This window comes from Arthrobacter sp. 05N33_2, from assembly GCF_056397425.1.
In genome coordinates, this window is sequence record NZ_JBFTNJ010000009.1 from 22,691 (window position 1) to 45,004 (window position 22,314).

The 22,314-nt window shown below is 67.4% G+C and carries 26 protein-coding genes; 7 read left to right on the forward strand and 19 right to left on the reverse strand.

Annotation, left to right across the window (positions count from 1 at the left end; genetic code table 11):
* Window position 1 precedes the first annotated feature (1 nt).
* Window positions 2–640: an SIMPL domain-containing protein gene (locus AC1DHX_RS07215; RefSeq protein ID WP_476859026.1), complete on the forward strand. Its 639-nt coding sequence runs from the start codon at window positions 2–4 to the stop codon at window positions 638–640.
* Between the two features lie 82 nt (window positions 641–722).
* Here AC1DHX_RS07215 and pcp read toward each other — a convergent pair whose 3' ends face one another.
* Together pcp and map are read right to left on the reverse strand one after the other, a co-directional pair.
* Entirely contained in the window at window positions 723–1,364 is a 642-nt protein-coding gene (gene pcp / locus AC1DHX_RS07220; RefSeq protein WP_476859027.1) for a pyroglutamyl-peptidase I, read from the reverse strand.
* A gap of 109 nt (window positions 1,365–1,473) precedes the next feature.
* Window positions 1,474–2,256, reverse strand: coding sequence for a type I methionyl aminopeptidase (gene map / locus AC1DHX_RS07225; protein ID WP_476859028.1), 783 nt, complete (start codon window positions 2,254–2,256; stop codon window positions 1,474–1,476).
* Window positions 2,257–2,319: 63 nt separating this feature from the next.
* On the opposite strand from map, the gene AC1DHX_RS07230 reads away from it, so the two are divergent.
* A complete protein-coding gene (locus tag AC1DHX_RS07230) occupies window positions 2,320–2,622 on the forward strand; it encodes a helix-turn-helix domain-containing protein (RefSeq protein WP_476859029.1) in 303 nt (100 codons plus the stop codon).
* A 104-nt stretch (window positions 2,623–2,726) separates the two neighbouring features.
* Window positions 2,727–3,899 carry an Rv2578c family radical SAM protein gene (locus AC1DHX_RS07235; protein WP_476859030.1) on the forward strand — a complete coding sequence of 391 codons (1,173 nt, stop codon included), beginning with the start codon at window positions 2,727–2,729 and terminating at the stop codon, window positions 3,897–3,899.
* A gap of 91 nt (window positions 3,900–3,990) precedes the next feature.
* Here the strand turns inward: AC1DHX_RS07235 and AC1DHX_RS07240 are convergent, their stop codons facing one another.
* The 4 genes from AC1DHX_RS07240 to AC1DHX_RS07255 form a co-directional block, all read right to left on the reverse strand.
* Window positions 3,991–5,364, reverse strand: a complete 1,374-nt coding sequence (locus AC1DHX_RS07240) for an NAD(P)(+) transhydrogenase (Re/Si-specific) subunit beta (RefSeq protein WP_223917215.1) — start codon at window positions 5,362–5,364, stop codon at window positions 3,991–3,993.
* Window positions 5,361–5,744, reverse strand: a complete 384-nt coding sequence (locus tag AC1DHX_RS07245; RefSeq protein ID WP_230008096.1) for an NAD(P) transhydrogenase subunit alpha part 2 — start codon at window positions 5,742–5,744, stop codon at window positions 5,361–5,363. The genes AC1DHX_RS07240 and AC1DHX_RS07245 overlap by 4 nt, the downstream gene beginning before the upstream one ends.
* On the reverse strand, window positions 5,744–6,886 hold the full coding sequence (locus AC1DHX_RS07250) for a Re/Si-specific NAD(P)(+) transhydrogenase subunit alpha (RefSeq protein ID WP_476859031.1): 1,143 nt from the start codon (window positions 6,884–6,886) through the stop codon (window positions 5,744–5,746). Before AC1DHX_RS07250 ends, AC1DHX_RS07245 begins: the two co-directional genes overlap by 1 nt.
* 88 nt (window positions 6,887–6,974) lie before the next feature.
* A complete protein-coding gene (locus tag AC1DHX_RS07255) occupies window positions 6,975–7,439 on the reverse strand; it encodes a (deoxy)nucleoside triphosphate pyrophosphohydrolase (RefSeq protein ID WP_290370340.1) in 465 nt (154 codons plus the stop codon).
* A 188-nt stretch (window positions 7,440–7,627) separates the two neighbouring features.
* On the opposite strand from AC1DHX_RS07255, the gene AC1DHX_RS07260 reads away from it, so the two are divergent.
* A complete protein-coding gene (locus tag AC1DHX_RS07260) occupies window positions 7,628–8,836 on the forward strand; it encodes an MFS transporter (RefSeq protein ID WP_223917209.1) in 1,209 nt (402 codons plus the stop codon).
* Between the two features lie 235 nt (window positions 8,837–9,071).
* Here the strand turns inward: AC1DHX_RS07260 and AC1DHX_RS07265 are convergent, their stop codons facing one another.
* Entirely contained in the window at window positions 9,072–9,992 is a 921-nt protein-coding gene (locus tag AC1DHX_RS07265; protein ID WP_079551287.1) for a cation diffusion facilitator family transporter, read from the reverse strand.
* 230 nt (window positions 9,993–10,222) lie between these two features.
* Here AC1DHX_RS07265 and AC1DHX_RS07270 point away from each other — a divergent pair, with 230 nt between their 5' ends.
* Entirely contained in the window at window positions 10,223–10,492 is a 270-nt protein-coding gene (locus AC1DHX_RS07270) for a GlsB/YeaQ/YmgE family stress response membrane protein (RefSeq protein ID WP_230010760.1), read from the forward strand.
* A gap of 149 nt (window positions 10,493–10,641) precedes the next feature.
* On the opposite strand, the gene AC1DHX_RS07275 is transcribed toward AC1DHX_RS07270, so the two are convergent.
* The 4 genes from AC1DHX_RS07275 to infC form a co-directional block, all read right to left on the reverse strand.
* Window positions 10,642–11,538, reverse strand: a complete 897-nt coding sequence (locus AC1DHX_RS07275; protein ID WP_223917207.1) for a TrmH family RNA methyltransferase — start codon at window positions 11,536–11,538, stop codon at window positions 10,642–10,644.
* Window positions 11,539–11,603: 65 nt separating this feature from the next.
* Window positions 11,604–12,074: a 50S ribosomal protein L20 gene (gene rplT, locus AC1DHX_RS07280; RefSeq protein WP_028277244.1), complete on the reverse strand. Its 471-nt coding sequence runs from the start codon at window positions 12,072–12,074 to the stop codon at window positions 11,604–11,606.
* A gap of 122 nt (window positions 12,075–12,196) precedes the next feature.
* Complete coding sequence (gene rpmI / locus AC1DHX_RS07285) at window positions 12,197–12,391, reverse strand: 50S ribosomal protein L35 (protein WP_003798720.1); 195 nt, start codon at window positions 12,389–12,391, stop codon at window positions 12,197–12,199.
* 115 nt (window positions 12,392–12,506) lie between these two features.
* Entirely contained in the window at window positions 12,507–13,622 is a 1,116-nt protein-coding gene (gene infC / locus AC1DHX_RS07290; RefSeq protein WP_476859032.1) for a translation initiation factor IF-3, read from the reverse strand.
* Window positions 13,623–14,059: 437 nt separating this feature from the next.
* Here infC and AC1DHX_RS07295 point away from each other — a divergent pair, with 437 nt between their 5' ends.
* Window positions 14,060–14,446, forward strand: a complete 387-nt coding sequence (locus AC1DHX_RS07295; protein WP_230010214.1) for a DUF1844 domain-containing protein — start codon at window positions 14,060–14,062, stop codon at window positions 14,444–14,446.
* 187 nt (window positions 14,447–14,633) lie between these two features.
* Here the strand turns inward: AC1DHX_RS07295 and AC1DHX_RS07300 are convergent, their stop codons facing one another.
* From AC1DHX_RS07300 to AC1DHX_RS07335, 8 genes are all read right to left on the reverse strand, one after another.
* Window positions 14,634–15,947 (reverse strand): MFS transporter, encoded by a 1,314-nt coding sequence (locus AC1DHX_RS07300; protein WP_028277241.1) that lies wholly within the window; start codon window positions 15,945–15,947, stop codon window positions 14,634–14,636.
* A gap of 62 nt (window positions 15,948–16,009) precedes the next feature.
* Window positions 16,010–16,951, reverse strand: a complete 942-nt coding sequence (locus AC1DHX_RS07305; protein ID WP_476859033.1) for an SseB family protein — start codon at window positions 16,949–16,951, stop codon at window positions 16,010–16,012.
* A 14-nt stretch (window positions 16,952–16,965) separates the two neighbouring features.
* Window positions 16,966–17,712: a bifunctional 1-(5-phosphoribosyl)-5-((5-phosphoribosylamino)methylideneamino)imidazole-4-carboxamide isomerase/phosphoribosylanthranilate isomerase PriA gene (gene priA / locus AC1DHX_RS07310; protein WP_079551296.1), complete on the reverse strand. Its 747-nt coding sequence runs from the start codon at window positions 17,710–17,712 to the stop codon at window positions 16,966–16,968.
* A gap of 41 nt (window positions 17,713–17,753) precedes the next feature.
* Complete coding sequence (locus tag AC1DHX_RS07315) at window positions 17,754–17,912, reverse strand: hypothetical protein (RefSeq protein ID WP_164468561.1); 159 nt, start codon at window positions 17,910–17,912, stop codon at window positions 17,754–17,756.
* Window positions 17,913–18,662: an imidazole glycerol phosphate synthase subunit HisH gene (gene hisH, locus AC1DHX_RS07320; protein WP_476859034.1), complete on the reverse strand. Its 750-nt coding sequence runs from the start codon at window positions 18,660–18,662 to the stop codon at window positions 17,913–17,915.
* Window positions 18,659–19,285, reverse strand: coding sequence for an imidazoleglycerol-phosphate dehydratase HisB (gene hisB / locus AC1DHX_RS07325; RefSeq protein ID WP_476849457.1), 627 nt, complete (start codon window positions 19,283–19,285; stop codon window positions 18,659–18,661). Before hisB ends, hisH begins: the two co-directional genes overlap by 4 nt.
* 71 nt (window positions 19,286–19,356) lie before the next feature.
* Window positions 19,357–20,475: a histidinol-phosphate transaminase gene (locus AC1DHX_RS07330; protein WP_476859035.1), complete on the reverse strand. Its 1,119-nt coding sequence runs from the start codon at window positions 20,473–20,475 to the stop codon at window positions 19,357–19,359.
* Between the two features lie 68 nt (window positions 20,476–20,543).
* A complete protein-coding gene (locus AC1DHX_RS07335) occupies window positions 20,544–20,978 on the reverse strand; it encodes a LysM peptidoglycan-binding domain-containing protein (RefSeq protein ID WP_476859207.1) in 435 nt (144 codons plus the stop codon).
* A gap of 532 nt (window positions 20,979–21,510) precedes the next feature.
* Between AC1DHX_RS07335 and lexA the strand changes: the two genes are divergently transcribed.
* Entirely contained in the window at window positions 21,511–22,260 is a 750-nt protein-coding gene (gene lexA / locus AC1DHX_RS07340) for a transcriptional repressor LexA (protein WP_230008558.1), read from the forward strand.
* The last annotated feature ends 54 nt before the right edge of the window (window positions 22,261–22,314 follow it).

A 22,314-nucleotide genomic window follows, 5' to 3' on the forward strand; every position in this document is an offset into this window, starting at 1 on the left:
CATGACAGACAGCCCCCGAAGCATCTCCGTTGCAGGAACCGGCAGCGCCGAGGCGGTGCCGGACCTGCTGACTGTGTCGATCGGCGTTGAATGCCGCCGCGAGACCGTGGCAGAGGCCTACAGCGAGGCCGGAACACGATCCGCCGCCATCACGTCGGAGCTCCGGCAGCACGGCGTGGACAGCGCGGATTTGTCCACCTCCGGGCTGAACGTCCGGGCCGAGCTGAACTGGCAGGATGGCCGGGGCCAGACCGTGACCGGCTATCTGGCCTCCAGCACGCTCACCGTCAGGATCCGCGAGTTGTCCGCGTCCTCGCAGATCCTTGCCGCGGCGGTTGCTGCCGGCGGCGACGCCGTCCGGCTGAACGGGCTGACCCTCGGCTTCGCCGACCCCTCGGCCGTGGAGGCCCGGGCCCGGGAGGCCGCCTGGCAGGACGCCCGCACCACCGCCGAGCATTACGCCGCCCTCGCGGGAACCGGGCTGGGCAGGGTCCTGTCCCTCACCCAGCACACCGGCTTCCAGGCGCCGATCCCCGTGGCGAAGATGCAGCGGGAAGCGGCGGTGGCCTCACTCGCCGTCGAGGCCGGCGAGTCGGGCGTCACCGCCACGATCGGCGTCGTCTGGGAACTGCTGGACTGATTGTCCAGTAATTATTGGAGCAGTTGTCTCGCGTCGCCGACGGCGGCCGCCACCGCTTCGGGCGGCGGATGACCGGCTTGGGCTAGTGGGTTGCGCCGGCAGCGAGCTTGAGATCCGCCGTCGTCGCCAGCGCAGTGCGCACGACGACGGCGAGCGCCGCCGCCATCTGGGCGGCCGGCAGCGAGGGGGCACTGCTTCCGGCCGGAAGCTGCGTGTCCTGGTAGGGGACGTGGACAAAGCCTCCCCTGGTGCCCGGGCGTAGCCGCAGGGCGTGCATAAGCGTGTAGAAGACGTGGTTGCAGACATAGGTCCCGGCACTTTGGGACACTTCGGCCGGGATCTGCTCTGCGGTCAACGCCGCGAGCGCCGCCTTGACGGGCAGCGACGTGAAATAGGCTGCCGGTCCGCCCGGGACTACGGGTTCGTCCACGGGCTGATTGCCGGCATTGTCCGGAATCCGGGCGTCGTCACAATTGATGGCCACCCGTTCCAGCGAGATGCGCGCCCTCCCGCCGGCCTGGCCGGCGCACAGCACAAGCTCCGGCGTGAAACGCTCGAGGGCCTCCGCCAGCACCTTGGCCGACTCGCCGAAGACGCATGGCAATTCCACCGCCTGGACATCCAGCCCTTCGGATTGGAGCAGCCGTGCCGCCGAACGGGCCGCTGCCCACGACGGATTGGCCGTATCGCCGCCAAATGGCTCGAACCCGGTCAGGAGAATCATCGCCCCAGCCTAGCAACGCCCTTCCACTGCCCGGCAAGGCGGCACCCCCGCGGCACCCTTAACCCGGCCCCGTCCACACTTGGCCGCCGGGGCAGGTGTCGCTCCGGCCTCACGCGTGGTTCCGCGTCGGCAGGGTGAGGATTTCGGCCCCGTCGTTGGTGATGGCGATCGTGTGCTCACTGTGTGCTGTCCGGCAGCCGGTCGCACTTCGGAGCGTCCACCCGTCGGCGTCGGTGATGAGTTCAGCGGTGTCGGCCATGACCCATGGCTCCAGGGCGAGCAGCAGCCCGGGGCGCAGCTTGTAGCCACGGCCTGGCCGTCCGGTGTTGGGAATGTGCGGGTCCTGGTGCATGGTCGATCCGATGCCATGGCCCCCGAACTCGGTGTTGATCGGGTACCCCGCCTCGCCAAGGACTGAGCCGATGGCATGGGAGATGTCGCCGATCCTGGCTCCGGGCCGGGCAGCGGCTATCCCTGCGCTCAACGCGCGCTCGGTCGCGTTAATCATCGCGACGCTTTCCGGGGGCTTTGAGCCGCCCACGATGAAGCTGATGGCGGAGTCTGCTGCGACTCCTCGCTTGGAGACTGCGAGGTCGAGTGTCAGCAGGTCGCCGTCGGCCAGCGTGTAGTCGCGTGGGAGTCCGTGGAGGACGGCGTCGTTGACGGCCGTGCAGATGTAGTGTCCGAACGGCCCGCGGCCGAAGGACGGCTCGTAGTCGACGTAACAGGACTGCGCACCAGCCTCGGCGATCATGGCCTGCGCCCATCGGTCGAGGTCCAGGAGGTTCGCGCCGACCGGGCTGCGGTTCTTCAGCGTCTGCAGGATGTCAGCTACAAGGGCGCCTGTGTCTTTTGCCCGGGCAAGTTCGGTGGGATTCAGGATCTCGATCATGCGGCGCCTTTCTCACGCGTCCAATAACTATACCGGTCATATTATCCCGGTATAATCGAAGCCATGGTCAGGTTGCCCCTCACATTCGCAGAGATCGAGCGCGGACAGCGCCTCGGCGCCCTGTTGCGCCGCGCCAGGGGGGAACGCTCGATGCTCGACATCGCGCTCGATGCACGCGTCTCACCGGAGACCCTCCGGAAGATCGAGACGGGCCGCGTAGCGACCCCCGCCTTCCCGACCATCGCCGCTATCGCCGGCGTCCTCGGACTCTCCCTCGATGCTGTGTGGGCCGAGGTCAACCAGACCAAACGCGGCAATGAACCGACCGGCCCTGATCACAACGCCCGTGAGCGGCTGGCTTCGTAAGCCCCATCCCCGCAGCTGCGCAGGCCGCCCGATGCCGCAACTGGCGGCCGCGTGGTTCCGTCAGCATCCTTGACATTCAGTCGAACATACATTCGAATATAGGCATGAGATGGGACGCACAAGCACTCGAGCGCGGCGATTCCCCGGCCGCCGCTTCGCCCACGGCTGCCCTGCTGCCCCTGGCCGGACTCGTGCGGACGGTTTCCACCCCGGAGTTTGCCGGGATCACCTTCCATGAGGTCACCGCCAAATCGGTGCTCAACAAGGTGGTCGCCGGTTCGCGGATGCCGTTCGACTGGACCGTCAACCCCTACCGCGGCTGCAGCCACGCCTGCGTCTACTGCTTCGCGCGCAAGAGCCACACCTATCTGGACTTCGACGCCGGACTGGACTTCGACAGCCAGGTGGTGGTCAAGATCAACGCCGCCGAGATCCTGCGCAAGGAGCTGGCCAAGCCCTCCTGGCGGCACGAGCACGTGGCCCTCGGCACCAACACGGACCCGTACCAGCGCGCCGAGGGCCGCTACCAGCTCATGCCCGGCATCATCGGTGCCCTCGCCGATTCCGGCACTCCCCTGTCCATCCTCACCAAGGGCACGCTCCTTGCCCGGGACATCCCGCTGCTGAAGCATGCCGCGGCCCAGGTGCCGGTGGGCGTGGGCATCTCGCTGGCCATGACCAACGAGCAGCTGTCCGAAGCCGTGGAACCGGGCACGCCTGGGCCACGGGCCCGGCTGAAGCTCATCTCCCGTCTGCGGGAAGCGGGCCTGCCCTGCGGCGTCATGGCCATGCCCATCCTGCCGTGGCTCTCCGACAGCGACGACGCCCTCGACTCCCTCTTCGGGGCCCTCGCGGCGGCCGGCGCCACAGGGGTCACGGCCGGTGCGCTGTACCTGAAGCCGGGCACCCGTGAATGGTTCATGCAGTGGATCGCCCGCGAACATCCCCAACTGGCCGGCAAGTACCGCCGGCTGTACGGCAGCGGGTCGTACGCATCCAAGGAATACCGCGCGTGGCTGGCAGGACGGGTCCGGTATTTCAAGGACCTGCACGGCTTCTCCGGATCTCAGGGCTTCAGCCACCGGGACCTTGACGGGGGCAGCGAACATGACAACGCCCGGGAGGAAGAAGCCCAGTACCCGGCCGGGAGCATCCCGGACACCGCGGGGCACGCAAGCCCACGCCATTCCGGCGCTGCCCGTTCCGGCGCCAATTCTTCCGACGCCAATTCTTCCGGCGCCATCCGTTCCGACGCGGCCCAGCCCACACTGTTTTGAAGCCGGCTCCACCTCAAGCACACAGAGCCATGTGCTCCCCTGCGCAGTCAGCCGGAGCGGAAAGCGCCCTGAGCCGCCGGGCGCAGGATGCCTAGAGCGCCTTGACCGCGCCGAGCACCCTGGCCAGCGAATCCTTGGCGTCCCCGAACAGGAGCGTGGTCTTGGGATCGTGCAGGAGCTCATTCTCGATGCCGGCAAACCCCGGGCGCATGGACCGCTTCAGGAACACGACCTGCTGGGCCTGCACCACTTCCAGGATCGGCATCCCGTAAATCGGCGAACCCGGCGAGGACTTGGCCGCCGGGTTGACGACGTCATTGGCCCCGACTACCAGGACGATGTCCGTGGTCGCGAATTCGGGATTGACTTCCGCGAGCTCCCGCAGTGACTCGTACGGCACGTTGGCCTCGGCCAGCAGCACGTTCATGTGGCCCGGCATGCGTCCCGCCACGGGATGGATGGCGAACACGACGTCCACGCCGCGCGCGCCCAGGGCCGTGGCAAGCTCCGCCACTGTGTGCTGGCCCTGGGCCACGGCGAGCCCATAACCGGGAACGATCACCACCCGCTGGGCGTAGCCGAGCTGGACGGCAATGTCCTCCGGGGACGAGGAACGCACTGGCCGGTCGCTCAGGGCGGTGGAACCCGCCGTCGAGCCGCCCTTGAACGCCCCGAACATGATTCCGCCGACTCCGCGCCCCATGGCCGAGGCCATGACCTTGGTCAGGATGGTGCCGCTCGCGCCCACGAGCGTCCCGGCGACCAGCAGCAGGACATTGCCCAGGACCACGCCCGACGCTGCCACCGCCAGCCCCGTGAAGGCATTCAGCAGGGAGATCACGATCGGCACGTCCGCCCCGCCCACGGGCAGCACCAGGAGCAGCCCTGCGGCGAGGCCCAGGCCCAGCAATGCGAGCGACCAGCCCAGCGACCCGGTCAGGACCACCAGAGCTCCTGAGATGACCGCCCCCAGCAGGACGGCCCCCATCACCCAGGGCATCCCGGGAAACAGCAGCGGACGGGTGCTGATGAGCTCCTGCAGCTTGCCCACGGTCACCGCGGAGCCGGCGAAGGATACGGCGCCCACCAGCATGGTGAAGACGACGGCCAGGCGGACCCAGGGATCTTCCTGGTGGCCAAGTTCCAGTACGGCGACGAGCGCCGCGGCCCCGCCTCCGACGCCGTTGAAGAGCGCCACGAGTTGGGGCATCTGGGTCATCTGCACCCGGCGCGCCACGGGGAAGGCAATCGCGGAGCCCACGGCGATGGCCGCGAGGATGAGTGGAACATTTTCCAGCCGCGCGGAGAGGAAGACGGTGACGACGGCGAGCAGCGCCCCGGCCGCGCCGATGGCGTTGCCGCGGCGGGCAGTTCGTGGCGAGCTGAGGCCCTTGAGCGCCAGGATGAAGCAGACGGCGGCCACAAGGTAGAGCAGGGCTGTCCATTCGGGGCTCAGGAGGCTCATTTGGACTCCCCCGCCGCGTCGGCGGAGCTCCCCTCACCGGGGTGTCCTTCGCCCGCGGTTCCGCCAGCCTTGGCGGCGCCGCTTGGGGCGGGGATGCGTGTCCGTTTGTGGGCGCTGAACATCTCCAGCATCCGGTCCGTGACCACAAAGCCGCCCACCAGGTTGACGGTGGCCAGGACGACGGCCAGGAGCGCGACGCCGAGGACCCACGGGTCACTGGCCTGTCCGGCGACGATGATGGCGCCGACCAGGATGATGCCGTGGATGGCGTTGGCGCCGGACATGAGCGGTGTGTGCAGTTTGCTGGTGACCTTGGAGACGACTTCGAAGCCAACGAACACCGCGAGCACCACCACGGTCAGCAACACGACGGGGCCCATCACGCCTCCCTTTCCAATGCTTCCGCGGTGGGGGCGTGCCGCACCGTGCCGCCGTGGGTCAGGCACGTTCCGGCGACCACGTCGTCGTCGAAGTCCGGGGCCACCGAGCCGCAGTCGGTCATGAGCGCGAGGAAGTTGCTGACGTTCCGGGCGAAAAGCCGGGACGCGTCCGAGGGCATGGCGGATGCCGCGTCCTGCAAACCCACGAGCGTGACCGATCCGCCGTCGACCGGCACCTGCACGTCCTGGCCGGCGATCACGCCTTCGACGTTGCCTCCGGACTCCGCGGCGAGGTCGACGACGACAGACCCTGCCCGCATGCCGGCCACCATGGCGGTGGTCACCAGCAAGGGAGCGGCCCGGCCGGGGATGGCCGCCGTCGTGATCAGGACGTCCGCCGCCGCGACATGCGGGGCCAGGAGGCTGCGCTGGCGTTGCGCCCGGTCCTCACCGAGGGCACGGGCGTAGCCTCCGGTTCCGTCTGCCGCCGCATCGATGTCCAGGTTGATGAACGTGCCGCCCATCGAGGCGACTTCCTCGGCGGAGGCGGCCCGGATGTCGTTGGCCGAGACCCGGGCGCCGAGCCGCTTTGCCGTGCCGATCGCCTGCAGCCCGGCGACGCCGGCCCCAAGGACGAGCACCCTCGCCGGCGGGATGGTACCGGCGGCGGTCATGTAGAGCGGGAAGAACCGCGGGTAGCGGACGGCGGCTTCCAGCACGGCGCGGTAGCCCGTGACCAGGGACTGGGAGCTGAGCGCATCCATGGACTGCGCCCGGGAGATCCGCGGAAGCAGCTCCAGGGCGAACGAGGTGATCCCGGCAGCGGCGAGTGTCCGGACGGTCGGCAGCTCCGAGGACGGCGATGCCAGCCCGATGGTGACGGTGCCGGGCCGCAGCCGGGCCGCGGCCTCCGGGGTGAGCGCGCGGACATGCAGCAGGACGTCCAGGGCCTCCAACGGGAGCTCGGAAATGACCGTCGCGCCGGCCTCCTTGAAGGCGGCGTCGGCGAAGCCTGCTTCGGTGCCGGCACCGCTCTCGACCAGGAGATGGAGCCCGAGCGCCGTCAGCTGCCGGGCCGTCTCCGGTGTGGCCGCGACGCGGCGTTCTCCGGCTCGCTGCTCTCGTCCGACACCGACCTGCACGGGCCACTCCTCTCGGTTGGGATCAGAGTAGGCACATGCCTGACCGTTTGGCGAGAGGCGGCCTCCCGAAGCGCGGCGGCGAGTCCGGTCAGCGGCCCAGGCCCGCTTCCACTCCGCGCGGCCCGGTGGCCTGCACAGCCGCCAGGAGGGCCTCGACGATGGGGAGGTCCGCCGGGATCCACGGCAGGTCCAGGACCCCTGCCGGATTGCGGAGGTCGAGCCAGCGCAATTCGTCATGATCCTCCAGCGGCCGGGGTTCTCCCTGCGCGAGCTCCGCGAACCAGACCCTCATCGCCGCCTTCGCGTTGAGCGGCCAGCCCGCGGCGGTTTCCGCGGGCAGCTCCGCCCCGAGCCGCACCAGCACGCCCAGTTCTTCCCGGAGCTCGCGGTGCAGGGCGTCCTCGGCGGCCTCGCCTGGTTCGACTTTTCCGCCCGGGAACTCCCACATTCCGGCAAACTGCGGCGGCGCCGTGCGCCGGGCCACAAGGAGCATGCCCGGGTCCGCCAGGGAGTCCACTACTGCGCCGCCAACGACGCCAATGAGTCCAGTCACGCCCTCAAGTCTAAGGCGGGCGCAGGGTCCGGCGCCCGGGGGCCGGGGCCGGCCCCGGTAGGGGACAATGGTGGAGGCGGCCGCCACGACACCTTCCGGAATACTCGGCGCCCCCTCCCGGTTCTTAAAAGCATATTTATCTGTCCGATCCATCCGGTCCCTCCCGGAAAATCTCTCCGAAAAGACGAATGACAACCACCACACACGCCCCGGCGCCGACCAAGTCCGGCACCCGTCACGTTGCCCTGGCAATCATTGCCCTCGCGATGGGCGGCTTTGGCATCGGCACCACGGAATTCACCATGATGGGCCTGCTCAAGGAGATCGAACAGGGCCTGAACATCAGCACGCCCGAGGCAGGTCACCTGATTTCGGCCTACGCCCTCGGCGTCGTGATCGGCGCGCCGGTGCTGGCCGCGGTCGGGGCCAAACTCCCGCGGAAGTATCTGGCCCTCGGGCTCATGCTCTTCTTCAGCATCGCCAACCTCAGTTCCTTCCTCGCCCCGGACTACGGCTCCATGTTGGTGTCCCGGTTCGCCGCGGGACTCCCCCACGGCGCCTTCTTCGGGGTTGCGGCCGTGATTGCCGCCTCCCTGGTGGCGCCGACCAAGCGGGGTTGGGCCATTTCGATGGTCATGGCCGGGCTGACGGTGTCCAACGTCATTGGCGTCCCCTTCGCCACCTGGCTGGGCCAGAGCTACGGGTGGCGGCTTCTGTTCCTGCTGGTGGGCCTGATCGGCATCATTACGCTGTTCATGCTGTGGAAGTTCGTCCCGTTCCAGAAACCGCACGCCGATGCCAGCTTCCGCAGGGAGCTCGGCGCGCTCAAGCGGCTGCAGGTGTGGCTTGCCATCCTGGTCGGCATCGTCGGCTTCGGCGGGTTCTTCGCGACCTACACCTACATTTCGCACACCATGACCTCCGTCGCCGGCCTCCCGGCGGCCTGGCTGCCGCTGGTCGTGGCCCTGTACGGCGTGGGCATGGTGGTGGGCAACATCGTTGGCGGCCGGATCGCCGACAAATCCGTCATGGGCACGATTTACTGGGTCCTGCCCGGCACGGCGGTGGCACTCGTGGTTTATGCCGTGGGCGTCCACTGGGCCTGGTCCGCGCTGGTCATGGTGTTCGTCGTTGGCGCCGCCGGGTCCATGCTCGTTCCCGCCCTGCAGACCAGGCTGCTCGATGCGTCCCCTGATGCACCGTCGCTGGCCTCCTCGCTGAACCATGCTGCGCTCAACGTCGCCAACGCGCTCGGTGCCTTCCTGGGCGGCCTGGTGATCGCCTGGGGCTGGGGCTACGTCGCCCCCGCGCTCGTGGGCGCCGTCCTGGCCGTGCTGGGTCTCGGGGTCGCCGCCTTCAGCGGCGCAGTGGAACGCCGGCGGCCGCTGGCCTCCTAGCCACCCCGCCACCCGCCACCCGCCAGAACAGCCGCGGCCGAACAGCCTCGGCCGCGGTACCCCGCCAACGGCAGAGGAAGAGGCCGAGGCAGCAGGGTGCAGATGCTCCAAAAAGAACAGCAGTCCTGTCCAGTGATGCACTGGGCAGGACTGCTGTTCTGTTGAGGGGCTGCCGTTCCATCTGGCGGCTGCCGTTCTCCCTATGGGCTTCCGTTCTCCCTGTGGGCTGGGCGGCTCAGGGGGCGCTGACGCGCTGCACATCCGGTTCCAGATAGATGACCCGGGCAATCGGGACGGCTTCCCGGACCCGGACCTCCGCGTCATCAATCGCCTTCGCAATGTCCTGGCCCGAGTCCGAGCGGCCGATGCTGATCTTGGCCGCCACCAGCAGCTCCTCGGGGCCAAGGTGCATGGTCTTGAGGTGAATGATGCTGGTGCCGCCGGCCTCGATCGCGCTGCGGATCTTGGCGACGTCATCGCGGGTGGCCGACTCGCCCAGCAGCAGGGACTTGGTTTCCATGGCCAGCACCACGGCGATCGCCACGAGCAGCAGACCGATCATCGCGGTGCCGAGGGCGTCCCAGATGCCGTTCCCGGTCAGGAGCGTCAGGCCCACGCCGAAGAGCGCGAACACCAGGCCCACGAGGGCGCCGAAGTCCTCGAGGAGGATGACCGGGAGTTCCGGCTGCTTGGCGTTGCGGATGAACTTAACCCAGCTCTGCTTCCCACGCAGCGGGTTGGATTCGATGATCGCTGTCCGGAACGAGAAGGACTCGGCAATGATCGCGCCGATCAGGACGGCCAGCGGCACCCACCAGAAGTCACCTTCGATGGCGTGCGGGTGCTGGATTTTTCCCCAGGCCTCGTACAGTGCGAACAGGCCGCCGACGCTGAAAAGCACAATCGAAACGATGAAGGCGTAGATGTAACGCTCGCGGCCGTAGCCGAAGGGGTGCTCGGGGCTGGCTTCCCGCTTTGCGCGTTTGCCGCCGAGCAGGAGCAGCAGCTGGTTGCCGGAGTCTGCGAGGGAGTGAATCGCCTCGGCCAGCATGGACGAGGACAGCGTCAGAAAGTAGGCGACGAACTTCAAAACGGCGATGGTCAGGTTTGCGGCCAGCGCCGCGAGAATCGCCTTGGTACCGCCATTTGCAGCCACGTGAGCTTCTCCTTATGGGGTTCTTCCGGGGTGTATGCGAACACCGGAAGAACCCAGCGCCCACAAGGAATACCGTACCGGTTTCCGGGCCGGCGCCGAACCGCGGCGGGGACCAACGCTGCCACGTAACGATTGGGTAGTCCCCTGCTGACAAGCAATCCGCCCTATGTTAGCTTGAAGCCATATTCGGTATTCACAATTTGGATGCCGAAAAATATGTAGGAGGAGACATGGGCTTTCTTGGCTGGATCATTCTCGGACTCATAGTGGGTGCAATCGTCAAGGCACTCTTGCCCGGCAGGGTCGGTGGCGGCTGGGTTACCAGCCTCGTGCTCGGCGTCGTCGGCGCGATTGTTGGCGGCTGGATCGGGGACCTGCTGTTCGGCGGCGGCAAGATGGAATTCTGGAATCTCGGTTCCTGGCTCCTGGCCATCGTCGGTGGCCTCGCGGCCGCGTTCATCTACGGCGCCATCACAGGGCGCAACAAGACCACCACCTAATTCTTCAAGGCACTGGCCGCACACTTTGTGTGGGGGCGGCAGTGACACTACGACGGCGGGGCTCACCATTCGGTGGGCCCCGCCTTTCGTTTGGCCTGGGTTTTTCGGACAGGAATTCCTGCCGGACCCGCTGGTTTCCTGCTGAGCGGCTAGGGGGTTTGCTGGGAGCGGGCGCTGGCGTACAGACAGACAGTGGCTGCGGTGCCGAGGTTCAGGCTTTCCGCTTCCCCGTACACCGGCACGGCCACCCGGTGGTCGGCCAGCGCGATCTCGTCCTCGGACAGGCCTTGGGCCTCGTTGCCGAAGAGCCAGGCGGTCGGCTGTTCCAACGCGTACACCGATTCGGCGGCGGATGCCCCCAGGCGGCGGGCCGCGTTCTCGTCCTGGAGACGGTCCAGGTCCAGTTGTCCCTTGCCGTCCGCGGCCAGCACGCCGACGCCACGCTCCCGGCAGCGGGCCACGACTTCCTCGACCTCCGCGCCCAGGACAACGGGCAGATGGAACAGGGAACCCGCCGTCGACCGCACGGCCTTGGGGTTGTAGATGTCCACGCTCGAGCCGGTCAGGATGACGGCGTCGGCGCCGGCGGCGTCGGCCGCCCGCAACACGGTGCCGGCGTTGCCGGGGTCCCGGACCTGGCACAGGACGGCAATCAGCCGCGGGCCGGTGTCGAGCACGTGCTCAAGGCTGACGTCCAGGAAGCCGCAGACGGCAATGATGCCCTGTGGGGTGACGGTGTCCGCCATCGCAGCGATCACTTCGTCGGTTGCGAGGTGCGCGTGGGTTCCCTCGGCCAGCTGCTCCAGCTCCGGGTGGCGGTCCAGGCAGGCCTCGGTGGCGTACACCTCATAGACGATGCCGGGCTCCCCCGCGGCGATCCTCTTCCGGTGCAGGACCAAAGCCTCACGGACCGCCTGCGGGCCTTCGGCCAGGAACTCGCGACGCTTTAAACGGGCCGGGCGCCCGGCAAGCTGTGCCACCTTCCTCATCCGATCAGCTCGGGGGTTGGAGAGTGGAAAGTCTTGCGGGCGCCCGGTTTCGTTCATATAAGAACCTTAGTGGCTATTCCAGCCGGCTCTTGAACGAGACAGTCTTTCAACTGCGGGAGGAACTACTTTGCAGCCTCGTCGGCGGCCTTCTTGGCAGCAGGCTTCTTCGCGGGAGCCTTCTTGGCAGCCTTGGGAGCCGGAGCAGCCTCAGCCTGGACGGCCGGAGCGGACGTGTCGGCAGGCAGCGAGTCCTTGGCGACCTTGACCAGCGCGGCGAAGGCGTTGGCGTCGGAAACGGCCAGCTCGGCCAGCATACGGCGGTCAACCTCAACCTCAGCGGCCTTCAGGCCCTGGATCAGGCGGTTGTAGGTCAGGCCGTTGGCGCGGGATGCAGCGTTGATGCGCTGGATCCAAAGACGGCGGAAGTCGCCCTTCTTCTTCTTACGGTCACCATAGCTGTACACAAACGAGTGCAGCAGCTGCTCTTTTGCCTTGCGGTACAGGCGTGAACGCTGTCCGCGGTAACCCTTTGCGCGTTCGAGGATAACCCGGCGCTTCTTGTGGGCGTTAACCGCCCTCTTCACACGTGCCACGTGCGTACTCCTTAGAAAATTTCTGATCCCAAGCGTCTACTGCCGGAACGGTCCGGCTGGCCTGAGAAGCCTTTTTGGTAGTTGACTGCTGCCAGGTGGCGAACAGTCAGAGAACTTGGAACTTAGATGCCGAGCATCTTCCGGATGACCTTGGCGTCGCCCTTGAAGACGATCTTGTCGCCGGCAAGGCGACGGGTCAGCCGGGAGGACTTGTGCTCGAGGTAGTGGCGGCGGTTGGCCTGCTGGCGGCGCAGCTTGCCGGTACCGGTCAGCTTGAAGCGCTTCTTAGCACCGCTGTGGGTCTTCATCTTCGGCATGGGAACCGATCTCCTTACGTATCCGCAGAAAAGTCTGCAGCTCTTTCGTGCAGCCACCCCTGCGGGCGGCGTGCTGGTTGCCTGCTGCCGGACATTGCTGTCCGGCAGCCGTGAACTAGTTGGTCTTCTTGGTGCCAGGCTTGGCGGCTGCCCGGGGGGCGGCCGGCCGTGCGGCGGGCTTCGGCGCTGCGGGCCTGGGTACCGGCTTCGGGGCAGCAACCGGCTTCGGTGCTGCTGCCGGAGCGGCTGCCTTTTCCTCGGGAGCCTTCGCTACCGCCGGGGCCGGAGCGGCCTTCGGAGCCGCGGGAGCCTTGGCTGCTGCCGGCTTCTCGGCGGCCTTCGGAGCCGCCGGAGCCTTCGCTGCTGCCGGCTTCTCGGCCGCCTTCGGAGCCGCCGGAGCCTTCGCTGCTGCCGGCTCCTCGGCTGCCTTCGGTGCGGCTTCCGCCGGCACGTCCTGGGCGGGGGCCTCGTCGGCCTTGGTCTCTTCGACCGGAGCCGCTTCAACCTTGACTTCTTCAACCTTGGTCTCTTCGACCTTGGCTTCTTCGACCTTGGTCTCTTCAACCTTGGCTTCTTCGACGGGTGCCTCCGCTGCGGGTGCCTCCGGCGATACGACGTAGCCTTCCGGCAGGAGGTCCGACAGCGTCTGGGTCAGCGGGGCGTTGCCACCGGAGACATCGACGCGTCCCGAAGCCTTGGCTTCGTTCTCAGCCTTGGCTTCTGCGCGCTGCGTTGCGCGGCGGGCCTCCGCCTTGGCTTCGGCCTTGTTCTTCAGCGGGCCAACCACCATGACCATGTTGCGGCCATCGATGCGCGGGCTGGACTCCACCACACCAACTTCGGAGACGTCGTCGGCGAAGCGCTGGAGCAGGCGGATGCCCATCTCGGGGCGCTGCTGCTCGCGGCCGCGGAACTGGATCATGGCCTTGACCTTGTCGCCGGCACCGAGGAAGCGGAGCGCGTGTCCGCGCTTCGTTTCGTAGTCGTGGGTGTCGATCTTCAGGCGGAAACGGATTTCCTTCAGGACCGTGTTGGTCTGGTTCTTCCGGGCCTCGCGTGCCTTGACAGCGGCTTCGTACTTGTACTTGCCGAAGTCCATCAGCTTGCACACCGGAGGCTTCGCCTGCGGTGCAACTTCAACGAGATCAAGATCGGACTCGGCAGCCAAACGCAGGGCATCCTCAATACGGACAATTCCTACTTGTTCGCCTGCAGGGCCGACCAGCCGCACCTCGGGGACGCGGATACGCTCATTGATTCTTGGCTCGCTAATGTTAAAGCTCCTGTGTTCGTGAGGGGTATTCCACCGGCAAAAAGAGAAGGCCCCCAATTGCCGGAGCAATCGAAGGCCTCGAGATCGGAACTGCCGCCCTCAATGGGGCAACATGCACTTCCTGCGGACCGGAGTCCGAGGTAGTGCCCGACCAGGTACCCGGCAACCTTGACTCCTGGACAGGAGGGGCTTCCCGAAGGAAGTTTCGCGGCTGACGCGGGTGGGAGAGAACTCCGCTTGCAAACTAAAGCCAACTCTACAGAAAGACACCCGTTCAACGCACGTATGCGTCGCCGGGCGCCAACTTCAGTGACAAGCACTGCCAGTCAGAACACTGCATTCTATAAAAGCTTGAGAATAACGACATTTAGTCGGTCTGTGACAAGCTTACCAGCATGAGCACTTCAGATAGTAATTCCCACGTCTTCGAGCCCGCGGCAGCCCAGGCGGACGTCTCGCAGCAGATCCGCGACATCTCGGAAGTCCCCTCGATCGAGGTCATCACTACGGCCGCCGTGCACCTGATGAGCGCCGCCGCGGTAAAGCTCGGCCTCGCCGCCGAGGAAAATGCCCAGGACCTCAAGGACCTGGACGAGGCCCGCAAGCTGATCACCGCCCTCGCCGGTCTGGTGACCGCGGCGGCGCCCGAAATCGGCTCACAGCACGCTGGACCGTTGCGCGACGGACTCCGTTCGCTCCAGCTGGCCTTCCGCGAAGAATCGATCATCCCGGACGCGCCGGGCAAGGGCCCGGGCGAGAAGTACACCGGCCCCGTCAACTAAGCAACCGTCAGCCAGGACAACGCCGGCGTGCGGACCACCCAGGTCCGCCCGCCGGCGTCGTTATTTTCCGTCCGCACCATTTTCCGTCCGCAGGATTTGCCGTTCACAGGATTTTCCGTCCGCAGGATTTGCCGTTCACAAAGCCCGGGCGCGTGCCCGGAGTGGCGCAATGGCGGCAGGCCCGCGTTCAGACGCGGGCCAGGCGGCTGCGCCGGACCTGTTGCAGGGCCAGTCCCACCAGGCAGAGGGCCACGCCCGCCAACCCCACTGAGACGAAGCCGGCCGACGGGCCGATGAGGTCAATGAACAGCCCGGCAAGCGGCGCTCCCAGGGCCACTCCGCCGGTGAGCGATGACCCGTACCAGCCCATCGCCTCGCCACGCCGGCTTTCATCCACCAGTTCGGCCACCTTTTCCGAGGCCGCGGACAACACCGGCGCGCACAGCAGACCCGGCAGCAACGCGAGCAGGCTGAGCGTCCAGACGTCGGTCGCGAAGGCCATCGGGACCGTCAGCGCTGACATCCCCAGCAACAGGAGGATCGGGGAAACGGCCCGGTGCATGGCACCGTAGAGGACGCCGCCCACCACCGAGGCCGCGCACCAGAAGAGGAACACGATGCCGATTTCGGCCTGGTGGCCGCCGGTCTGGAGCGCCGCGACGATGCCGACGTCGGTGCCGCTGAGGACCATGCCGGCACCGGCGCCGACGGCAAACACGGCGGCTACGGCGGCGGTGAACCAGCTGAAGTTGTGGATGACCCTGTGGCGCAGGCCGGATCCCCGCCGGCGGCGCTCCTCGGCGGCGGCCGCCAGGGGTGCCAGTTCGGCTGCTGCCTCCTGCAGGTGGGCCGGCGCGGCGGCGACCACTGCGGCTTCCGCGCACTCCAGCTCCTGCGCCTCAAGCCCGGCGTCCGGGGAAGCACTCCGGGTGGGCGGGTTGAACCACATGAGGAAGAGCCCGGAGACGGATGTGGCCACTCCCACGACTGTCAGGCCCAGGACGGACTGGCCGCTGGTGGCGACGACGGCTCCGACGGCCGGGCCGATCATGAAGACCAGCTCGGTGGCGATGGCGTCGAGCGCAAAGGCAGTCCGGCGCTGTTCCCCGGGGGCCAGAACGCCCAGCGACTGCCGCACCACGCTGAAGATGGGCAGAGTCAGCAGGCCCCCGATGAAGACCAGGGGCAACAGGGCCTCGTAGGACACGTGCGGCACGATCGACCAGATCACGGCCTCGGAGACCACAGACGGAATCAGCGCCTTTCGCAGCCCCACGGTGTCGACCCGGCGTCCGCGCCAGGGCGCGCCGACGGCGATACCGATCGTCATCACGGCGGCGGCCGCTCCGGCGGCGGCGTAGCCCTGGCCGAGGGTCAGGACGATGTGCAGGGTCAGCAGGACGCCGGCCGCCGAGTGCGGTATGCGGGCGATCATGCCGACCAGCAGGAGGCGCCTGATGGGCCGGATGGCCAGCAGCTGACGGTAAAGCGCGAAATTCACGGACTATATCCTTCTGGTACTGCCCACGGCAGCACCGGGAGGTCCCCCCGTTGGGCCGTCAGCTATGGTGCTGCACGCTGCAGCTTGACCTCGATCGAATCAACCCGCTCGGCAAAGATTTCATTCCGGGCCCAGGCGTTATTGAGGCCGGCGACGATCGACTGCACGCCGGCGGCGTCGAGACCGTCTTCAAGGTAGAGGACCACACGGAGTTCCGGGCCGGCTCCCCCACCGGGGAGCCGCCTGCCATCGGCCGTGGCCGAGGCAACTCCACCCCCCGGATGAATTTCAACACGGCGGACCGCCGGAAAGCCAACCGCGCCTTCCCCGAGTGCACCCGCGAGATCGGGGTCGGCGTATGACGGCGTCCATGGCTGCTGCTGGGCGAGGGCCCAGACTGCCGGCCGGCGGACCACGAACGTCACTTCCGAGCCGGGATCGAGCACGAGCAGCTCCGCCCCTTCCGCGACCGCTGACAAGGCGGCCCGGGCCGCGTACACGGCGACCGGCCTGGCCTCCGGGTGCCACGCCGTCAGTGACGCTGCCGAGGTGAACACCGGCATGGCCGTCCGTCCGTCCGGCGCCTTGAGCGTCACCAGGGCCATGTCGGCCTGCTTGTCCGAGTGCAGCGGATCCCCGTTGGGCCCGGCCGCGGCCTCGCCCTCTTCGGCGAGCTGGGCGAGGATTGGCACGAACACCCGGGCGGTGGCCAGCGCGGCCACCACGGCCGCCTCGTCGCCAGTGCCCGCGGCGAGGTCGGACAAGGCCGCCAGATAGCCGGCGTCGGCGGTGCCGTCGTCGTCGTCGAAATTATGGATCTTGGCGTCATTGCCGGACAGGCTGCGCCCAGCCCAGGGTTGGCCGGCGGAGTCCGTGGCCCCGCCGGCGCCGGCAAGGGCCGCCGCGATATGCCCGGGCAGATGCCGGATGGGACCGGCCCCGGTCCCTGCCTGCACTGTCTCGTGGGGGTTATTGGGGTCGTGGGTGTCGTGGGAGTGCGTCATGGGCGCCTTCGCCGCTAGCGGCGGCCGGCGACGTCGAGGGCCTCGGGCAGGGTGAAGTTGCCGTTGTAGAGGGCCTTGCCGACGATGGCGCCTTCGACGCCGAGCGGCACCAGGGAGCGCAGGACCTTGAGATCCTCGAGGCTGGAAATGCCGCCGGAGGCGACCACCGGCTTGCCCGTTTTCTCGACCATCTGGCGCAGGAGTTCGACGTTGGGGCCCTGGAGCGTGCCGTCCTTGGTCACATCGGTCACGACGTACCGGGCGCAGCCGGCGTCCTCGAGGCGGCCGAGCACGTCCCAGAGGTCCCCGCCTTCCTTGGTCCAGCCCCGGCCGGCGAGGGTGGTGCCGCGGACATCCAGGCCGACGGCAATCTTGTCGCCGAAGCGCTCGATCACCCGGGCCGTCCATTCCGGGTTTTCCAGTGCCGCCGTGCCCAGGTTGACGCGTGCGACGCCGAGGTCGAGGGCCTTCTCAAGGGATTCGTCGTCGCGAAGGCCGCCGGAGAGCTCCACCTTGATATCGAGCCGGCCGACGACCTCGCGCAGGAGCTCGGCGTTGGAGCCGCGCCCGAACGCGGCGTCCAGGTCGACCAGATGCACCCACTCAGCCCCCTGCTGCTGCCAGTTGAGGGCGGCCTCCAGCGGGGTGCCGTAGCTCGTCTCGCTGCCGGCTTCGCCCTGTACGAGCCGGACGGCCTGTCCGTTGACGACGTCGACGGCGGGCAGGAGCTCGAGTACGGGCAGCGGGGTTTCGGTGGTCATCGTGGAGTCCTCAGCTTGGGGATGGGGGTGGGGAGGGGCGGTCAGGACGCCGGCAGGGTCAGGAGGTAGGCGGCCAGCAGTGACATGCCGGCGAGGATGTAGAAAACGATCTGCACCCAGAGCGGACTTTTCTGCTGGCGGAAGGAGATCCCGCCGCCAACCAGCAGGCCGGCCACGCCCATGAGCACCAGGGACCACATCTAGGCGGTCCCTTCCGGGGCTGCGGTACGGTCCGGGGCTGCGGGGCGCAGGCTTTGGACCCAGTTGCGCAGCAGCCGGGCGCCGGCGTCGCCGGACTTCTCCGGGTGGAACTGGGTGGCACACAGCGGGCCGTTTTCCACGGCCGCGATGAACGGGGCACCGTGGTCGGACCAGGTCACCAGCGGCGCAGCCATCCGCGGCTGGATGACGTCGAAGTCCCACTTCTGGACACCGTAGGAGTGCACGAAGTAGAAGCGCTCGTCCTCAACCCCGGCGAAGAGCCTGGACCCTTCGGGGACGGCGACGGTGTTCCAGCCCATGTGGGGCACGACGTCGGCAGGCAACAGTTCCACCTTGCCGGGCCATTCCCCCATGCCCTCGGCTTCGGTGCCGTGTTCGACGCCGGCCTCGAACAGCACTTGGAGCCCGACGCAGATGGCCAGCACGGGGCGGCCTCCGGCGACACGGCGGCCGATCATGCGGATGGCGTCAACGGCCTTGAGTTCGCGCATGACGGTTTCGAAGGCGCCGACACCGGGGACGACGAGGCCGTCGGCATTGAGGACATCCTCAGGCTTGGAGCTGAGGGTGACTTCGGCGCCGGCCCGCTCCAGCGCGCGGACGGCGGACCGGACATTCCCGGAGCCGTAGTCCAGCACCGTAACTGTGGGCTTTCCCTGCGGGGAGACCGGCTTGGTCGCGGCGGCGGGGTCGATGATGGCCCCGTCGCGGAGCACCGGGCCGGTCACAAAGCACCCTTTGTCGACGGGATGCCCTCGACGCGGGGATCCGGCTCGACGGCTGCGCGCAGGGCACGGGCAAAGGCCTTGAACTGGGCCTCGACGATGTGGTGGGGGTCACGCCCGGCAGTGACGTTCATGTGCAGGCAGATCCCGGCGTGAAGGGTGATCGCCTCGAAGACGTGGCGGGTCAGGGAGCCCGTAAAGTGGCCGCCGATCAGGTGGTATTCCTGGCCTGCCGGCTCGCCGGCGTGGACCAGGTAGGGACGGCCGGAGACGTCCACGACAGCTTGCGCGAGGGCCTCATCGAGGGGAACGGTCGCCTCGCCAAAGCGGCGGATCCCGGCTTTGTTGCCCAGGGCGGTCCGCAGAACCTCGCCGAAAGTGATGGCCACGTCCTCGACAGTGTGGTGGACATCGATGTGGGTGTCGCCGGTGGCCTTGACGGTCATGTCAATCAAGGAGTGCTTGCTGAGGGCCGTCAGCATGTGGTCGTAGAACGGGACCGACGTGCTGATGTCTGAAACGCCGGTGCCGTCCAGGTTGATCTCGACCAGGACCGAGGACTCGCTGGTGGTCCGTTCCATGCGTGCGGTCCGGCCCTCGGCGGCGGTGGATCCGGTGGTGCTCATGTAGATGTGTCCTTTGGAAGAAGGCAGGGTGTTGGGCAATCTGGCGGGGACGATTGGGCTCCCCACCAAGTCTAGGCCTGCGGCTTTGCGGAGCCGGCCAGGATGAGTTCGAGTGCCTCCAGGAAGGCTGTGGTTTCTGTCTCAGTGCCGGCGGTGACGCGCAGGTGCCCCGGAATACCGACGTCGCGGATGAGGACACCGGCGTCCAGCATGCGCTGCCAAACCTCATGGGGGTTCTCGAGGCCGCCGAAGAACACGTAGTTGGAATCAGACGCGGCCGGGGTCAAGCCCAACCGCGTCAGTTCCGACACGATCCGGTCGCGCTGGCGCTTGATGTCCTCGACGTCCGCCATGAGCGCCTCCCGGTGGTGCAGGGCAGCCAGGGCCGCAGCCTGGGTGATGGCGGAGAGGTGGTACGGGAGACGCACCAGGCGCAGGGCATCCGCGACCTCCGGGGCCGCGGCCATGTAGCCGAGCCGCGCACCCGCGAGGGCGAAGGCCTTGCTCATGGTGCGCGAGACGATGAGCCGCTCCCGGCCAGGCAGCAGGGTGAGAGCACTGGGCGTGCCGTCGTGGGCGAACTCGTGATAGGCCTCGTCGACGATCACGATGGTCTGGCTGGCCTCGCCGGCGTCATAGACTGCCTCGACCACATCAAGGCCCAGCCCCGTGCCGGTCGGGTTGTTCGGGGAACAGAGGAAGACAATGTTGGGCTGAAGCTCGCGGACTTGCTGTGCCGCTGATTCCGCACTGAGCCCATAGTCGGACGCGCGGGCCCCGACGACGTACTCCGTATCCGTGCCGGAGGCCAGCAGCGGGTACATCGAATACGTGGGAGGGAACCCGAGGGCCGTCCGGCCAGGGCCCCCGAAGGCCTGGAGGATTTGCTGAAGGACTTCGTTGGAACCATTCGCGGCCCAGATGTTCTCCGCGTCCAGCCCATGGCCAAGGTATTCGGCGAGGGCTTCGCGCAATTCGGTGAATTCGCGGTCCGGATAGCGGTTCAGCCCGGCAGCGGCGGCGCTCACGGCTTCGGTAATCGCGGCGCGGACATCGGCCGGGACCCCATGGGTGTTCTCGTTGACGTTGAGCAGGATGGGGACGTCCAGCTGCGGCGCGCCATACGGACGCAGGCCACGCAGATTGGTTCGGAGGGGCAGTCGGTTGAGGCGCTCAAGCTGGTCAGTCACGTGACCAGTTTAAGTGGTAGCGGGACGGGCGCTGAAACTGTGACGCCCGCGACGGCACCCGGGGGTGGCTACTTGGACGGAACAAACAGTTGCTGGCCCGGCATCACACGCGCGGCGTCCAGATTGTTCAACTGCACGATATCGGCCACAACATCGCGGGGATCGCGCTCCGGGGCCACCGACCCGGCAATGGCCCAGAGGGACTCCCCCGGTTGGACTGTGACGGATACGGTCGGCGTCACCGAGAGCTGGTCTGCGGAATCTGCCGCTTTCGCGGGAGCGTTGAGGAATCCGCTGAAGGACAGGATGAACGCCGCCAGCAGAATCAGGGGGACGCCGAAAAAGACGAAGCGTCCGCGCCGGGTGAGCCGAAGCGGCGGCTGCTTGGTCCGGCCGCCGGAAACCGCGGCGGCGGCTCCTTGCTGCGCCCGCGACGGCGCGGAGCCGCGGCGCCTGGCGTTGAGCGGGTACACGTTGCCGTGACTGGAAACGCCCTGGCCCATGCCGCTTTGGTCGAGGCCGCCGTGTCCGATGCTGCCGGGTCCGATGTTGCCGTGTCCGATGCTGCGGCGATCCGCTGCGCCACCCGGACCAACACCACGGTGGCGGGTCGTGACGCCCTGAATGTTAGTGCCGTCAAACGCGCTTGAAACTGACATGAACTGAGCCCTCCTGGACCATAAGTTGCCGCCCGGCGTACTCACGTACTCGCCGCCAACCGGCCGAACCTTCGAACATAGAACCGAACATTGCCTGCGAACCCAGATCGTCGGAATCGAACACATATTCGAATCTTACTTGTTCTGTTTTAGCACTTACTAACGAACGATGTCGAGACTCGCTAGAACAAATGTTTGAAAAAGGTCTGCGGCTGGCCTATTTTTGAGGGACAGGACAACCACTTTCGAACTCCCACTTTCGAACTACCAGTGGGAATTCATTCGTAGTTGATCAGCAGGGTCTGACATTTCAGGCCGGAAGTTCCCGGTGACAGCAGCCACGGCAGCCGGGCGGAACGGAAAGGCGTTGGCGAACATGGCAGCACAAGCCACCGGCGGCAGGGCCACCCCACGGAGCCCGCAGCCCGCCCGGGCCCCCAAGAGCCTCACCGTCCGGCAAAAGAAAATCCTGGAGACCATCCAGCGGTCCGTCACGGACAAGGGCTACCCGCCGTCCATGCGCGAAATCGGCGACACCGTCGGTCTCGCCAGCCTGTCGAGCGTGACCCACCAGCTCTCCCAACTGGAAAAGCTCGGCTACCTGCGGCGCGATCCGAAGCGGCCCCGGGCCATGGAAGTGCTCATGCCGCTGACCCTGGACGAGGGGGCCACACCGATATCTGGTATCGAGAAGTCCAGCCCCTTGCGGGCCGTCGGCGGCCTGTCGGTAACCGAGCTCGCCAGCGCCACTGACACGGCAATGGTGCCGTTCGTCGGACGCATCGCCGCCGGCGGGCCGATCCTCGCGGACCAGGTGGTGGAGGACGTCATGCCGCTGCCCCGCCAACTCGTGGGCCATGGCGAACTCTTCATGCTCAAGGTGGCCGGCGACTCGATGATCGACGCCGCCATCTGCGACGGCGACTGGGTGGTTGTCCGCCGCCAGGGTGATGCCGTGAACGGCGATATCGTTGCCGCCCTGCTGGACGACGAAGCCACTGTCAAGACCTTCCGCCAGCGGGACGGCCACACGTGGCTGTTGCCGCAAAACACCCAGTACGAGCCCATCCTGGGCGACCACGCCGTCATCATGGGCAAGGTCGTATCGGTACTGCGCTCCCTCTAAACTGCGCTTGCTCTAAACTGCGCTCCCCTTAGCCATCCGGGGCATGCTGCCAGT

Bases quoted from the DNA above. Each gene is read 5' to 3' on its own strand.
- pcp (WP_476859027.1), bottom strand. From the start codon at position 1,364: ATGATTCTCCTGACCGGGTTCGAGCCATTTGGCGGCGATACGGCCAAT.
- priA (WP_079551296.1), bottom strand. From the start codon at position 17,712: ATGACCACCGAAACCCCGCTGCCCGTACTCGAGCTCCTGCCCGCCGTC.
- AC1DHX_RS07230 (WP_476859029.1), top strand. From the start codon at position 2,320: ATGGTCAGGTTGCCCCTCACATTCGCAGAGATCGAGCGCGGACAGCGC.
- map (WP_476859028.1), bottom strand. From the start codon at position 2,256: ATGATCGAGATCCTGAATCCCACCGAACTTGCCCGGGCAAAAGACACA.
- AC1DHX_RS07260 (WP_223917209.1), top strand. From the start codon at position 7,628: ATGACAACCACCACACACGCCCCGGCGCCGACCAAGTCCGGCACCCGT.
- lexA (WP_230008558.1), top strand. From the start codon at position 21,511: ATGGCAGCACAAGCCACCGGCGGCAGGGCCACCCCACGGAGCCCGCAG.
- AC1DHX_RS07270 (WP_230010760.1), top strand. From the start codon at position 10,223: ATGGGCTTTCTTGGCTGGATCATTCTCGGACTCATAGTGGGTGCAATC.
- AC1DHX_RS07335 (WP_476859207.1), bottom strand. From the start codon at position 20,978: ATGGGCCAGGGCGTTTCCAGTCACGGCAACGTGTACCCGCTCAACGCC.
- AC1DHX_RS07235 (WP_476859030.1), top strand. From the start codon at position 2,727: ATGAGATGGGACGCACAAGCACTCGAGCGCGGCGATTCCCCGGCCGCC.
- rpmI (WP_003798720.1), bottom strand. From the start codon at position 12,391: ATGCCGAAGATGAAGACCCACAGCGGTGCTAAGAAGCGCTTCAAGCTG.
- AC1DHX_RS07275 (WP_223917207.1), bottom strand. From the start codon at position 11,538: ATGAACGAAACCGGGCGCCCGCAAGACTTTCCACTCTCCAACCCCCGA.
- AC1DHX_RS07245 (WP_230008096.1), bottom strand. From the start codon at position 5,744: ATGGGCCCCGTCGTGTTGCTGACCGTGGTGGTGCTCGCGGTGTTCGTT.
- AC1DHX_RS07305 (WP_476859033.1), bottom strand. From the start codon at position 16,951: ATGACGCACTCCCACGACACCCACGACCCCAATAACCCCCACGAGACA.
- AC1DHX_RS07315 (WP_164468561.1), bottom strand. From the start codon at position 17,912: ATGTGGTCCCTGGTGCTCATGGGCGTGGCCGGCCTGCTGGTTGGCGGC.
- AC1DHX_RS07295 (WP_230010214.1), top strand. From the start codon at position 14,060: ATGAGCACTTCAGATAGTAATTCCCACGTCTTCGAGCCCGCGGCAGCC.
- AC1DHX_RS07240 (WP_223917215.1), bottom strand. From the start codon at position 5,364: ATGAGCCTCCTGAGCCCCGAATGGACAGCCCTGCTCTACCTTGTGGCC.
- hisB (WP_476849457.1), bottom strand. From the start codon at position 19,285: ATGAGCACCACCGGATCCACCGCCGCCGAGGGCCGGACCGCACGCATG.
- AC1DHX_RS07215 (WP_476859026.1), top strand. From the start codon at position 2: ATGACAGACAGCCCCCGAAGCATCTCCGTTGCAGGAACCGGCAGCGCC.